A 13911-nucleotide genomic window follows, 5' to 3' on the forward strand; every position below is an offset into this window, starting at 1 on the left:
CGCTCATTCCTTCCCAAAGCCCGTTGAGTCAAGGCGCACAAAGCCCTGTTATGCAGAGGTCATGAAACCTTCATAGAAGAAGGGGGTTTACTCCCCCATCGCCTGTCCTACCTAAAGGCGTATCAGGAGGACGACCTCCCCCGCATTGGGCATTCACGTCGGGACGACCCGGCATGCCATGCATAGGGAGTCTGTCGTGGCCTGGGTTTTCCTTATTCTTGCCGGTCTGTTCGAAATCGTCTGGGCGTTTCTGATGAAAAGCTCGGAAGGGTTCACCAAGCTGTGGCCCTCGATCGGCACCATCGGTTTCATGATCGTCAGCTTCGGCTTGCTGGCGGTGGCGATTAAGTCGCTGCCGCTGGGCACGGCCTATGCCATCTGGACAGGGATCGGCGCGGTCGGGGCCTTTGTCGTCGGCATAGCTGTATTGGGCGAGGCGGCGACCCCCATGCGTATCGCGGGGGCCCTGCTGATCGTGTCGGGACTGGTTGTGTTGAAGCTCTCGTCGAGCCATTAAGACGACGCCGTTAGCCAAGGGGGAGAAGGCATGGAACTGACAATCGGACCGCGCCTGTATTCGACGTGGTCGCTGCGCCCTTGGCTGGTGCTGAAAAGGGCAGGGGCGCAGTTCACGACCCGCGATGCGCGATACGACACGCCGGACGGTAAGGCCGAACTGAATCTTATTTCACCGACAGGCTTGGTGCCTTTGCTGACGGTCGAAGGCGAGACCTTCTGGGACAGTCTGGCCATCGCGGAATGGGCGGCGGAAACCTATCCCGAGGCCCGTCTGTGGCCGACGGACAAGACCGCGCGTACCTATGCTCGCTCTGTTACGGCAGAGATGCATTCAGGCTTTACGCCCCTGCGGACCCACTGTGGTTTCGGCGGCGAGCATCTTCTGGTCGGGAAGGGCACCGCCGTGCCGAACATCACGCCCGAGGTCGAGGCAAATCTGCGCCGCTTGGTGACGATCTTCACCCAGATGCGCGGTCGCTATGGAAAGAGCGGCCCGTGGCTGTTCGGGGAATGGTCGATTGCCGACGCCTTTTTCACGCCGGTGGCCTCGCGCGTGCGGCACTATCAGATCGATCTGGCGGGCTATGGCGACGCCGATGGCATAGCCGCCGAATATGTTGCCAGCCTGCTCGGCCAGCCCGACTTCCTTGAATGGGAAGCTGTGGCGCTGGCTTAGTTTTCGCCGCTTCAGAGAACGATGTTTTAAATTATTGAGCGCAATGTCATTTGCATTGGCAGCAGGTGATCTATGCGCACAATCGACCGTGGAACAAACTGGCGTAGACGTAGCCGCATTTATGGCGTGGCTGCTATCGTGCTGGGCGCGGCCTGGGCCTTGATCCAGAGCGGTATCAGCTAAGGGTCTAGTTGGCCGTCGGGATCTGTTCCACCGTCGCGGTCTGGGTCGGCTGCGGGGCAGGCGGCTGATAGTCAAGCGACACGGGAATGGCGCGCGCGCCCGACACAACGGCATCCAGCGTATTCACCGGACCACCCATCAGCCGCTTGTAGATCCAATAGGCGGCCACGACCTTTTCGACATAGTCGCGGGCCTGCGGCACATCGATCGTCTCGATCAGCAATAGCGGATCGGCGTCCGTGCCCAGCTTGCGCATGGCGGCAATCATCGGGCCGGGTCCGGCATTATAGGAGGCGACCGTCTTCAGAATGTCGCCACCAAAGCTTTCTATGGACATCAGGCGGTTCAGATACTGCTGGCCCAGCTTCATATTGTGGGACGCATCCAGCAGTCGCTGCGGCTGGCGCACATAGGACTGGTCGCCCGTCATATAGGCGGCCGTCGAGGGCATGACCTGCATCAGACCATAGGCACCGGCGCTGGAACGGACGCCCGGATTGAACGCCGACTCCTTGCGGATCAGGGCGTAAACCAGCGCCTGATCGACGGTATAGCCGCCCTCGGGGAACAGCACCGGCATAGGATAGTCATTGGCATCGATCACGGTCGCGGCGCGTTCGGCTGCACGACCCGGAGCCACCATATTATAGAGGCCCGCCCAGAGCTGGCGGGCCTGCAGATCGCGCGAACGGCGCAGGCCGTCACGGGCCGCGCTGGCGGCATCGGCTCGACGGCCAACCTCGTAAAGGGCCAGGGTGCGGCGGGCGGTTTCGTCGCTATGGACGAAGTCGCTCAGCGCACGGCTGTCGATCGCAGGCGTGGCCTCAACCGGACGCGGCGAGCTGGCCACAGCATAGTAGGAACGCGGGCCTTCATTCTCGATGGGCAGGGGCAGGCCCAGCTGATGCAGGGCGATCTGGCCATAGAAGGTCGCGGGCCAGCGTGCGGCCTGTTGCAACAGGGGCTGCACACGATCCTGACGCGCGGTCGCCGACGCGGCGCGCGACGCCCAATAGGCAGCACCGGCGCGCACCCACGGGTCTTCGGTCGGGTCTTCCAACACGTGTAGGAAGGCTTCGTAGGACTCGTTGTACTGGCCCATCCGCCAAGCGGCCAAGGCCGAGGTCCACCAGTCGCCCAGTTCGATGCCGGTCGTATAGGCCCCCTGTAGGTCGTCATTGTTCAGCATAACGCGGGCGGCGCGGGACGGATCGGTGGCCGTGGCGCGGGTCACGCTGTCCCACGTGCGGGTCAGAAAGCCACCGGGGCGCGGCGGCGGGGCGACACCGTCGGGCAGGCGGCGCATGGCCAGATTATAAACCCGCTCGGCCATCGGCAGGTCCGAATAGCTATTCAGCCAGCCGACCAGTTCGTCATAGGTCGCGACGTGGTTTGCGTGGAACAGGCGCTCGAACTCGAGCTGGCCCAGAAGAATACGGTCGCGAACCTGTTGGGCGCTGGAGCGGGCCGTTTCCAGATCGCCCCGACGCAGGGCGTCAAAGGCGGTGGTATAGGTCAGCCGGTCTTCGCGGCTGAGGGCCGAGGGTTGGGACTGGTCGTCATAGGCCTCAACCGCAGGCGGGGCCTCATAGGCTTCCATCGCAAAGGCTTCCGACGGGGCCAAAGCGACAGGCGCTGCCATTGCAGCCAGCCAGAGAAAGAAAGATCGGGACGCGGGTGATCGAGAGGCGCACTGCGCTCTGTAATCAAACTTCATGAGCGCGGAGGCCCCCTTCATCGGCGTGCTGATAGGTCATTTCGGACCGTTCAGAATGCTCTGCGGATTGGTCACCTGATCAGAAAACATAGCCCGCATTTGGGCGATCGCTCAACTTTTAACGTTAAAGTCGTGCCGCGACCGCCAGCATGTCACGCCAAACAGCGCCCTTGGCGAGGGGCTGTTGCAACAGGAAACCGGGATGGAAGGTCGTCATGACCGGAAGAGTTTCATGGCCGTGCGGCGTCCATTCCTGCCACCGTCCCTGAAGGCGTAACAGGCTCTCTTGGCTGGACAAAATTCCGCGAACAGCTACCGCGCCGATCAGCAGCACGGCCTTAGGTTGGATCAGCTGGACGGCGCGCTCGATGAAGGGCAGACACACGGCCTGTTCTTCGGGCGTCGGCGGACGGTTGCCGGGCGGCTGCCAGAAGACGGTCTGGGTCAGATAGGTCTTCTCGGCCACGCCCGCCGCGCCAAGGATTCGCTCCAGCAGACGTGCAGAGGGACCAGAGAACGGCTGGTTGCGGTCGTCGTCCTCGCCCGTCGGGGCGTCGGCAATCACCAACAGATCGGCGTCGGCAGCGCCGCGACCGAACAGCGCATTCTTCGCCCCCATCATTTTCAGGCCGCATCCGTCAAAGGCGGCAACCGCGCCGATCAGCTCGTCCAGCGTATTGGCCTGCGCCGCTAGCTGGCGGGCAAGGGGCACGCCCGCATCCACGCGCGTCTGGCCCGCAGGGGCGCGAACAGGCTGAACCGCCGCGAGTTTTTGTACCGCTGCGGGTGTCGGAAGCGGTTGAATAACCGTATGATCGATAGGCTCGTCCAGATAGCAGGCATCGACGCCTGCTTCGTGCCAAAAGGCGAGCAGGGCTTCGTAAGCAGCCAAGTCCGAAGAGTGAGCGTTCATATCAATCTAGCCAATAAGCCTTGACCGCCCCTGCGTCACGTCTTGATAAGGCTGTAACACGACAAGAATACGGATTCCGGGGATCACATGACCGAACACGTCACCGAAGGCGGCGCAAAGAACGCCTGGCAAGAGGCTGTCATCGACAACCTGCCGCCGCTGGAGGCCCTGTCGGGCGTCGAGCGCGAAGTCATGGAATATGACGTCGTCATCGTCGGCGGCGGCCCTGCCGGCCTGTCTGCCGCGATCCGACTGAAGCAGCGCGCCGAAAAAGACGGCAAGGAAATCAACGTCGCCGTTCTGGAAAAGTCTGCCGAAATCGGTGGCCACATCCTGTCGGGCGCGGTGATCGATCCGAAGGCGCTGAACGAACTGTTCCCGAACTGGAAGGAACTGGGCGCGCCGCTGGAAACGCCGGTCAAGGAAGACAAATTCCTGGTGCTGGGCCCGGCAGGCGAGATGTCGCTGCCGATGTTCGCCATGCCGCCCTTCATGCACAACCACGGTTGCTACATTGCCTCGCTGGGCAATCTGACCCGCTGGCTGGGCGAGCAGGCCGAGGCTCTGGGCGTCGAAGTCTATCCGGGCATGGCTGCCAGCCACGTCGTCTGGGGCGATGACGGTCAGGTGAAGGGCGTCGTCGCCGGCGTGTTCGGCATCGACCGCGAAGGCAAGCCGACCGGCGACTTCCAGCCGGGCATCGAGCTGCACGGCAAATACGTCTTCATCGCCGAGGGCGTCCGTGGCTCGCTGGCCAAGACCATCATGGCCAAGCACAACCTGTGCGACGACGCCGAGCCGCAAAAGTTCGGCATCGGCATCAAGGAGCTGTGGCAGATTCCGGCCGAGAAGCACCAGCCGGGTCTGGTCCAGCACACGACCGGTTGGCCGCTGGATGACAAGACGGGCGGCGGCTCGTTCCTGTACCACTTTGGCGACCGCTATGTGTCGGTCGGCTTCGTCACCCACCTGAACTACAAGAACCCGTACCTGTCGCCGTTCGACGAGTTCCAGCGCTTCAAGCACCACGACGCCGTGGCCAAGCACCTCGAAGGCGGCACCCGTATCTCGTACGGCGCGCGCGCCATCACCGAGGGCGGCTTCCAGTCGGTTCCGAAGCTGGCCTTCCCGGGCGGCGCGCTGATCGGCTGCTCGGCCGGTTTCGTGAACGTGCCGCGCATCAAGGGCAGCCACAACGCCATGAAGACCGGCATGCTGGCCGCCGATGCGGCCTATGACGCCGTGATCTCGGGCCGTGGCGGCGACGTTCTGGAAGCCTATGAAGAGGCCTACAAGACGTCGTGGGTCTATAAGGAACTGAAGATCGTCCGTAACGCCAAGCCGCTGCTGTCGAAGTTCGGCACCATGCTGGGCGGCGCGATCGGTATGTTCGACCTGTGGGTGAACCACCTGACGGGTGGCTTCTCCTTCTTCGGCACGATGAAGCACGGCAAGACCGATGCGGCCTCGCTGGAACCGGCATCGATGCACAAGCCGATTGCCTATCCGAAGCCGGACGGCAAGCTGTCGTTCGACAAGCTGTCGTCGGTGTTCATTTCGAACACCAACCACGCCGAGGACCAGCCCGCCCACCTGAAGCTGCTGGACCCGTCCGTGCCGATCAACGTCAACCTGCCCAAGTACGGCGAGCCCGCTCGTCTGTACTGCCCGGCGGGCGTGTACGAGGTTCTGTACGACGAGGACGGCGTGTCCAATCCGCGCTTCCAGATCAACGCCCAGAACTGCGTCCACTGCAAAACCTGCGACATCAAGGACCCGTCGCAGAACATTGTCTGGACCACGCCGGAAGGCGCGGGTGGCCCGAACTATCCGAACATGTAATCACGCATGTAAGGCCCTGTAGGGTTTGAATGTTTTGAAGAAGGCGTTGCGGTGATCGCGACGCCTTCTTTTTTGTGCGCGAAGGCGGGCGGGCCTTGCCGAGACGGCGGAAACAGTGAAGGGTCCGCCCTATGAAGCCGATCCGTCCCTTGCTGCTGACCACCTCGATCGCTGCCCTGATCATGGGCACGCCCGCGCTTGCACAGGAAACGCCTGTCCCCGAGGCCGAGACCACTCAGGCTCCGGCCCAAAGCGATACCAGCGAACCTGTCATCGAGGTTGCGCCTGCCGAGCCGGACGCCGCAGAGGATGCCGTGGAAGGCGAGGACGGCGAGGCCGCGGAAACCGAGCTGCCGCCAGAGCCGATCATTGCCATTCCCGCCGAGTGGGCCCCTGTGCCTGTCGATCGCGAAGGGCGTTCGGCCTATGGCCACTATCTGGCGGCCCGCGCCGCGCTGGCACAGGGCGAGACGGGCGAGGGCGCCCGCGTCCTGCAACAAGCCTATAATCTGACGCCGGAACAGCCGCGCCTGCGCGAACAGGCTTTCACCGCCGCGCTTCTGGCCGGTGATCTGGCCTTTGCGGGTCGTATCACGCCCGAGGCCGAGGGAACCTCTCCGGTGATCGTCGAGGCCGGAAAGCTGGTCAACGGCATCGAGACCTATTTGAAGGACGGCGCGCGCAGGGCCAACCGTCTGTTTGCCGAAAATCCGGTCGAGCTGCCGCACGACCGCGCCGCCGTCTATGCGCAGGTCTGGATCGCCGCCGAGGCAGGCGACTGGAACCGCGCTCTGGCCGCCCCGCCAGCCGATTTCGACCCGATCAGCGTACTTGTCGCCCGCAGCAACCGTGCGCGCCTGCTGGAAATCCGTCGCCGCTATGAAGAGGCCGAGGCCGAGTGGAAGGAACTGGTCGCCCATGCGCAGGCTGGCGCGCTGTTCCGTCTGGCCTATGGCGAGTTCTTGGAGCGCCGTGGTCGTAAGGAAGAGGCACTGGCCCTCTATGAGGCGGCCATCTCTGCCCAACAGGCCGAGGCCCGCATCTTTGTGGCGCGTGATCGCGTCAAGAGCGGTGGTCGCCCGCCCGCCGTACCGCGCTATCGCGAGGGACTGGCCATGGCGCTGCGTACCGCCGCCGACCAGATGATCGCCCAAAGCGCCGAAGAGTTCGCCGCCGTCTATCTGCGTCTGGCCCAGCAGGTCGTCCCCAGTGTCCAGAACCAGTTCATGATCGGCCAGTCGCTGATCAACGCCGGTTTTGCGTCGGCCGGACGTGATGCGCTGGCCGAAATCCCGCAGTCGGACGTGAACCTCTACGCCAATGCCCGTGCCCAACGTGGCGTCAGCTTTGAAAAGCAGGACATGGACGAAGAGGCGCTGGCCGAGTTCCGTCTGGCCGTCGAGGCCGTACCGAACGAGCCGTCGCTGACCTATGCACTGGCGGGCCAACTGGTGAAGATGGACCGCGATGCCGAGGCGCTGGAACTGCTGAATGGTCCGGTGCTGAACGTCGCCAATCAGGGCTATGAGGTCCACTTCCTGCGCGGGGCCGTGCTGGAGGCGCTGGGCCGCAGCGACGAGGCCGAGGCCGAACTGGTCCGCGCCTATCAACTGGCACCCAATGATCCGACCGTTCTGAACTATCTCGGCTATATGTGGGTCGATACCGGACACAAGGTTGTCGAGGGCACAGAGCTGATCACCCGTGCGGTCAATGCAGACCCCAATGACGGCCACTTCCAGGACTCGCTGGGCTGGGCGCGGTTCAAGCAGGGCCAGTACGAGCAGGCCGTCGAGAACATCGAACAGGCCGTGGCCAAGGAACCGGCCAATGCCGAGATCAACGACCATCTGGGCGATGTCTATTACGCGCTGGGCCGCCACCGCGAGGCGGGCTTCCAGTGGCAGCGCGTCCTGACGCTGGATGTCGATGCCAAGCGCCGCGCCGAGGTCGAGGCCAAGCTGCGTGATCGCCTGAACCAGCGCCCCTATGGTGAGGAAGGCCATTCGGCTGCCTCCGAAGACGTCGCCGCCGTAACGAATGACTGATAACCTGACGATCCTGGCTCCGGCCAAGGTGAACCTTTATCTCCACGTCGCAGCGGTGAAGCCGGATGGCTATCACCCGCTGGACAGCCTTGTGGCCTTTGCCGACGTCGGTGACCGCGTCACCGTCAGCCGCGCGCCCAGCTTCGACTTCACGGTCGAAGGGCCGTTCGGCGGTTCGGTGGGCAATGACGCCGACAATCTGGTGGTCAAGGTCCTGTTGGCGCTGGCTGCGCACCTTGGACAGGATGATTTGCCCCTGTCGGTGGTACTGGACAAGCGACTGCCGATTGCCGCGGGTCTGGGCGGTGGTTCGGCGGATGCGGGCGCTGTTCTACGCGGGGCCAATTTGCTGCTTGATCTGGGCCTTTCCGACGATGTGCTGGAGAAGATCGCCCGCGCCGCAGGGGCGGATGGTCCCATGTGCTATCGCGCGCGTCCGGCGCTGGTGTCGGGCGTGGGCGAGGTTCTGGAGGCCGCAGATGACCTGCCGCCACTCCATGCCGTTCTGCTGAACCCCGGCCTGCCGTCCCCGACTGGGGCCGTCTATAAGGCCTATGACACGACGGGGCAGGGCGATGCTGACCGTCCGGCACCGCCCGCCGACTGGTCGGTGTCCTCGGTCATCGACTGGCTGGGCCATCAGCGCAATGACCTTGAAGCTCCGGCCCTGTCGGTCACGCCTGCCATTCAGGAAGCCTTGGACGCCATGGCTGCCGTTCCGACCTGCCGTTTGACCCGCATGTCGGGATCGGGAGCGACCGTATTTGGCCTGTTTGACAGTGCCGAGGTGGCTCTGGATGCCGCACTGTCGCTGGACCGTACGGGGTGGTGGGTGCGGCCCACGGTGCTGGGCACGCCAAAACTCATCTGATCGCGGGGCAAGTTAACGGCTGGGTGACATCGTTCTGTTATCTGAAGCCCCATGCTGGTTCTATCGTCCGAACAGACCGATGCCTTTCATCTGACTCTGGCGAACCTGTCCGATAGCGACAGGCTGCGTCTGGGTGAGCTGATGCCCGAGGCGACCGTGAAGGTCGTCGAGGCCGCGCCGCATTGGGATTTCGAACTGTGCGCCAAGGCCGTGGACGAGCTTATAGGCACTACACCGGACGATCCCGCCACCGCAGCGCTGCGTCGCGGCTTTATCGCCATGTGGTGTCTGGAGCTGCCGCGTCGGGTCGCGGCCTATCGCCTGCCGCGCGATGTGCTGGACAACTATCCCCACTGGCTGGGCCGCACGGCCCAGTATCTGAGCGAAGAAAAGCCGTTTTACGACCGCGACCACTGGGCCAAGGATGTGCGCTTTGCCACGGCCATGAGTGTGCCGGGCAGCCGTACCCACCTGATCGACCTGTCGTCTCCGGTCGGTCCGCGCCAGACGATCGAGCACGTATTGGGCGGACACGGCTATTCCGCACCCTTTCGCTGGCTGGCGGCGGGCGGCTGGGGCCAGTGGGTCGAGGCTCACACCGAAAGCCGAGATCTGTCCGATTTCAACCCCGCGGGTTGGGACCGGACGTGGATGGCCGCCGCCGGTATCGTCGAGGCCTATTCGGGTCTGCGCGGTGCCATCGGTTCCAGCTGGTTCTATGATCCGCCGCTGAAAACCATCAGCCCGCGTCTGGCCTATCTTCGCGAGATGCCGCTGAAGAACGGGGCCTTCTTGGTCCATCAGGGACCGGGCGAAATCCACAGCGAGCGCGCGGCGGCGTCATCGCCGACCCGACGCGCCATGATCGAGAACGGCACCTATGTCCCGCGTTCGTGGCTGGTGGTTTGGCCTCGCAGGGCGCTGCTGAAATGGGCGGCCAGCGAGCGCCGCCGTCAGTCGACGCTGGAGCAGATCATCGACCAGGCCGAGGAAACCGGCAGGATCGCCAGCCCCGCCTGACGGGCGGTCTGGATCACCCTGACCAGATCCTGTTCCGTGCAGCCATAGGGAGTCGGATCACGCTCGACATCATGCCCGTAGGCCATCAGCCAGCCATTGGCGGACGCTGTCTCGGCCATGATGGCCTCAAGGTCATAGTGGGGCAGGCGGCGGCTCTCCAACCCGATGGCCTTCAGGTTGTTGCGATCTGCGCCGGATGCGTTGTGGCCATCGGTCACGCCGCGCGACGTCAAAAACTGCTGCCCCAGATAGCGTTTGGCCCCCACACAGGCATCCCCGAACGGATAGGCAAAGTGGCGCATGCGATAGCCATCCAGCCGCTCGGCCACCCATTCGGCGTTTTTCTGGATTTCCAACGCCAGTTCCGCACGGCTCAGCCCCAAGGTGCTGGCGTGTGAAAAGGTATGGCAGCCGATGTCGTGGCCGGCCTGAAGGACTTCCTGAAGGTCGCGTTCCGAAAACTGGACCTTGCCGATATTGGTCCCGTCACACAGCCCGCCCGCGACGTAATAGGTCGCCTTGATACCAAAGTCGGCAAGAACCGGACCGGCCACCTCCCATGCACTTTTGGGGAAGTCGTCGAAGCTGAGGCTCAGCACACCGCCCTTGACGCAAATGCCCGCAGGATCGCGATACAGATAGCGCGCGGCACGTCGGCGGAACTGGTCGAGGCGATGTTTCATAACGCTGATCCTTTACGGCAAAGCCTGTTGCCGGAAAATGAAGGCGCGCTTGCCTTGCCGCGTCGAGGCGAGGGGCTTATGGTCCGCGCCTCCCGAAATCGGACTGAATGTCGACCCGTGGCCGCAACTGAACCTCTTTCGTTTCAGGACCTGATCCTGACCCTTCACGCTTATTGGAGCGAGCAAGGCTGTGCTATCCTGCAGCCCTATGACATCGAGGTGGGCGCAGGAACGCTGCACCCTTCGACGGTCCTGCGTGCTCTGGGTAAGAAGCCGTGGAAGGCTGCCTATGTTCAGCCGTCGCGCCGTCCGGGTGATGGCCGCTACGGTGAAAACCCGAACCGCCTGCAGCACTATTACCAGTATCAGGTCATCCTGAAGCCGAACCCCGACAACCTGCAGGAGCTGTATCTCAACTCCCTGCGCGCCATCGGTATCGACCCCAGCCTGCACGACATCCGCTTCGTCGAGGACGACTGGGAAAACCCGACCGTCGGCGCATGGGGTCTGGGCTGGGAAGTCTGGTGTGACGGCATGGAAGTCACCCAGTTCACCTATTTCCAAGGCGTGGGCGGCATCGAGGTCGACGTCGTCTCGGGCGAGCTGACCTACGGTCTGGAACGTCTGGCTATGTATGTTCAGGGCGTCGACAACGTCTATGACCTGAAGTTCAACAAGGAAGGCCTGACCTACGGCGAAGTCTTCCTCGAGAACGAGCGCCAGCAGTCGGAAGCCAACTTCCACGGCTATGACGTGGCGGGCCTGAAGCGCCGCTTCGAGGATATGGAAGCCGAGGCCTCGCGCCTTCTGTCCATGACCGGCCCGCAAGGCCAGCCGCTGGTCCTGCCAGCCTATGATCAGGTTCTGAAAGCCTCGCACCTGTTCAATCTGATGGACGCACGCGGTGCCATCGCCGTGGCCGAGCGCCAATCCTACATCGGCCGCATCCGCGACCTGTGTAAGGCCTGCGCCACCGCCCAAGTCGAACAAGAGCGCCGCGAAGAAGCGGCAGCCGAAGCGAAAAACGCCTGATCATGTCCCAGCTTCTTATTGAAATCTTCTCGGAAGAAATCCCGGCTCGCATGCAGCAGGGCGGTGCGCGTGATCTGGAGCGCATGGCCTCTGACGCCTTCAAAAAGGCAGGCCTGACGTGGGACAGCCTGACCACCTATGGCGGCCCGCGCCGCCTGACGCTGGTGGTCGAGGGTCTGCCGACCGCGACGCCTGACCTGAATGAAGAACTGAAAGGTCCGAAGACCTCGGCTCCGGCACAGGCGCTGGAAGGCTTCCTGCGCAAGACCGGCCTGACGCAGGACCAACTGGTCGAGCGGGATGGCGTCTATTACGCGCAAGTCTCGCAAAAGGGCCGCGCCACGACCGAGGTCGTTGCCGAAACTCTGGACCACATCTTCCACACCATGTCGTGGCCGAAGTCCCAGCGCTGGGGCTCGGGCAGCTTCCGCTGGGTGCGTCCGATCCACCGCATCATCGCCCTGTTTGACGGCGCGGTGATCCCCTATGCGCTGGACCTCGGAAGCACCATCGGTGGTGAGGGCAAGAAGATCATTGCCTCGAACGTGACCGAAGGCCACCGCTTCATGGGGGCGGGCCAGCCGTTCGAAGTCACAGACTTCGCCGACTACCGCACCAAGCTGGAACGCAATTTCGTCGTCCTGTCGTTCGAGGACCGCAAGGCCAAAGTGCTGGAAGGTGCCAAGGCTGTCTGCGCCGCCAAGGGTCTGGAACTGGTCGATGACATCGGCCTTCTGGACGAGGTTGCGGGCCTTGCTGAATGGCCGACCCCGATCCTTGGTGACATGGACCCGCAGTTCCTGTCGCTGCCGCCGGAAGTCGTGCGCCTGTCGATGAAGGTGCACCAGAAGTATTTCGCCGTCCGCCAGCCGGGTGCCGAGGGCCTCGCTCCGCACTATGTCGTCGTCGCCAACGTCGAGGCTGCCGATGGCGGCAAGGCTCTGGCCGCTGGCAACACCAAGGTGCTGTCGGCCCGTCTGAACGATGCCCGCTTCTTCTGGGAAGAAGACCAGAAGGTCGGCTTCGACAAGTGGAACGAAAAGCTCTCGGGCGTCACCTTCCACGCCAAGCTGGGCACGATGGCCGAGCGCGTCGAGCGTATTGCCAAACTGGCTGCGGAAATCGCCCCGCTGGTCGGTGCCGATGCTGCCGAGGCCGAAAAGGCCGCCCGTCTGTCCAAGGCCGATCTGGCCTCGGGCATGGTCGGCGAGTTCCCGGAACTGCAAGGCATCATGGGCGGCTATTACGCCCGTCTCGCTGGCCAACCGGACGCCATCGCCGACGCCATCCGCGATCACTACAAGCCGCAAGGCCCGTCCGACAGCGTGCCGACCGCACCGCTGACGGTCGCTATCGCTCTGGCCGACAAGATCGACACCCTTTCGGGCTTCTTCTCGATCGACGAAAAGCCGACCGGCTCGAAGGACCCCTACGCCCTTCGCCGCGCGGCTCTGGGCGTTACTCGACTGATTTTGGAAGTTGGGCGCCCCGTTCCGCTTGTAGAGATGATCGTGCCAGCCGTAATCGCCGCTCATGCGTCCGCTCACGCAAATGACGGTGTTGCTGTTCAGGACGCTGAATTTAAGTCTATTTCCAGAGACATGCACGATCAGATCGTCACTGATATTCAGCGACGTTATTCCGAAGTGGTGAACGGTTGGAACCCGTATCCTCAAGAGGGGGCGTCGACCTTCTTCGAAACAGTTGAGGAAGTCAGAGCTACATCTAAGGAACTCCTCGCCTTCTTCGCTGACCGTCTGACCGTCCTGCTGCGCGACCAAGGACAGCGTCACGACCTCGTGGTCGCCGTGTTCGCTCTGGGTGATGACGATCTGGTGCGTATCGTGTCGCGCGTCGAGGCCCTGTCGGGCTTCCTCGCCACCGACGACGGTGCCAACCTGCTGGCCGGTTACAAGCGCGCCTCCAACATCCTCAAGGCCGAGGAGAAGAAGGGCGCATTGCCGTCGGGCGAGGTCACCATCGGCATGGCCAACCAGCCCGCCGAGGAAGTGGCTCTCGCCGAAGCGGCCAAGGCTGCCGACGCCGCCGTGGCCAAGGCACTGGAAACCGAGGACTTCGCCGCCGCCATGACGGCACTGGCCGCGCTCCGCGCTCCGGTCGATGCCTTCTTCACCGGCGTCATGGTCAACTCGGAAAACAAAGACGAGCGTGATAACCGACTGAAACTGTTGGTGCAGGTTCGCGAGATCATGGGCCGCGTGGCTGACTTCGGCCAGATCGCAGGCTGATCGCCTAACTGCGTCATGAAAACTACACAGACGGAACGGCACCCTTCGGGGTGCCGTTTTGCGTTTGGTCACAAAAATCCGCCTTCCACGGATAAATTTTCGCTAATTGCTACATCGTGCCACCGATTGTGACTGCTAGGCGGTGGCCTTCGCAGGTG

11 protein-coding genes are annotated in these 13911 nt (G+C 63.3%); 8 read left to right on the top strand and 3 right to left on the bottom strand.

All coding sequences use genetic code 11. The features are described 5' to 3' along the window. Nucleotides 1-196 precede the first annotated feature (196 nt). Nucleotides 197-517 carry a multidrug efflux SMR transporter gene (locus Q0Y42_RS06465; RefSeq protein WP_297801443.1) on the top strand — a complete coding sequence of 107 codons (321 nt, stop codon included), beginning with the start codon at nucleotides 197-199 and terminating at the stop codon, nucleotides 515-517. Between the two features lie 30 nt (nucleotides 518-547). Next, nucleotides 548-1195, top strand: coding sequence for a glutathione S-transferase (locus Q0Y42_RS06470; protein WP_297801446.1), 648 nt, complete (start codon nucleotides 548-550; stop codon nucleotides 1193-1195). Between the two features lie 187 nt (nucleotides 1196-1382). Here Q0Y42_RS06470 and Q0Y42_RS06475 read toward each other — a convergent pair whose 3' ends face one another. Both Q0Y42_RS06475 and Q0Y42_RS06480 read right to left on the bottom strand, forming a co-directional pair. Then, a complete protein-coding gene (locus Q0Y42_RS06475) occupies nucleotides 1383-3020 on the bottom strand; it encodes a lytic transglycosylase domain-containing protein (protein WP_297801448.1) in 1638 nt (545 codons plus the stop codon). A gap of 199 nt (nucleotides 3021-3219) precedes the next feature. Then, on the bottom strand, nucleotides 3220-4008 hold the full coding sequence (locus Q0Y42_RS06480; RefSeq protein ID WP_297801450.1) for a uracil-DNA glycosylase: 789 nt from the start codon (nucleotides 4006-4008) through the stop codon (nucleotides 3220-3222). 192 nt (nucleotides 4009-4200) lie between these two features. Between Q0Y42_RS06480 and Q0Y42_RS06485 the strand changes: the two genes are divergently transcribed. From Q0Y42_RS06485 to Q0Y42_RS06500, 4 genes are all read left to right on the top strand, one after another. Next, a complete protein-coding gene (locus Q0Y42_RS06485; RefSeq protein ID WP_297801503.1) occupies nucleotides 4201-5850 on the top strand; it encodes an electron transfer flavoprotein-ubiquinone oxidoreductase in 1650 nt (549 codons plus the stop codon). A gap of 131 nt (nucleotides 5851-5981) precedes the next feature. Continuing rightward, nucleotides 5982-7898: a tetratricopeptide repeat protein gene (locus tag Q0Y42_RS06490; protein ID WP_297801453.1), complete on the top strand. Its 1917-nt coding sequence runs from the start codon at nucleotides 5982-5984 to the stop codon at nucleotides 7896-7898. Further along, the gene (locus tag Q0Y42_RS06495; RefSeq protein WP_297801456.1) at nucleotides 7891-8769 is read left to right on the top strand and encodes a 4-(cytidine 5'-diphospho)-2-C-methyl-D-erythritol kinase; all 879 of its coding nucleotides are present in this window, start codon (nucleotides 7891-7893) and stop codon (nucleotides 8767-8769) included. The genes Q0Y42_RS06490 and Q0Y42_RS06495 overlap by 8 nt, the downstream gene beginning before the upstream one ends. Before the next feature lie 51 nt (nucleotides 8770-8820). Beyond that, on the top strand, nucleotides 8821-9789 hold the full coding sequence (locus Q0Y42_RS06500) for a hypothetical protein (protein WP_297801458.1): 969 nt from the start codon (nucleotides 8821-8823) through the stop codon (nucleotides 9787-9789). On the opposite strand, the gene Q0Y42_RS06505 is transcribed toward Q0Y42_RS06500, so the two are convergent. After that, nucleotides 9723-10472 (bottom strand): polysaccharide deacetylase family protein, encoded by a 750-nt coding sequence (locus Q0Y42_RS06505; protein ID WP_297801460.1) that lies wholly within the window; start codon nucleotides 10470-10472, stop codon nucleotides 9723-9725. The two genes, Q0Y42_RS06500 and Q0Y42_RS06505, sit on opposite strands and share 67 nt — an antisense overlap. Before the next feature lie 117 nt (nucleotides 10473-10589). Between Q0Y42_RS06505 and Q0Y42_RS06510 the strand changes: the two genes are divergently transcribed. Together Q0Y42_RS06510 and glyS are read left to right on the top strand one after the other, a co-directional pair. Then, entirely contained in the window at nucleotides 10590-11504 is a 915-nt protein-coding gene (locus tag Q0Y42_RS06510; protein ID WP_297801463.1) for a glycine--tRNA ligase subunit alpha, read from the top strand. Between the two features lie 2 nt (nucleotides 11505-11506). Continuing rightward, complete coding sequence (glyS, locus tag Q0Y42_RS06515; protein ID WP_297801465.1) at nucleotides 11507-13753, top strand: glycine--tRNA ligase subunit beta; 2247 nt, start codon at nucleotides 11507-11509, stop codon at nucleotides 13751-13753. Nucleotides 13754-13911 lie beyond the last annotated feature (158 nt).

The organism is uncultured Brevundimonas sp., assembly GCF_947305955.1.
GTDB lineage: Bacteria > Pseudomonadota > Alphaproteobacteria > Caulobacterales > Caulobacteraceae > Brevundimonas.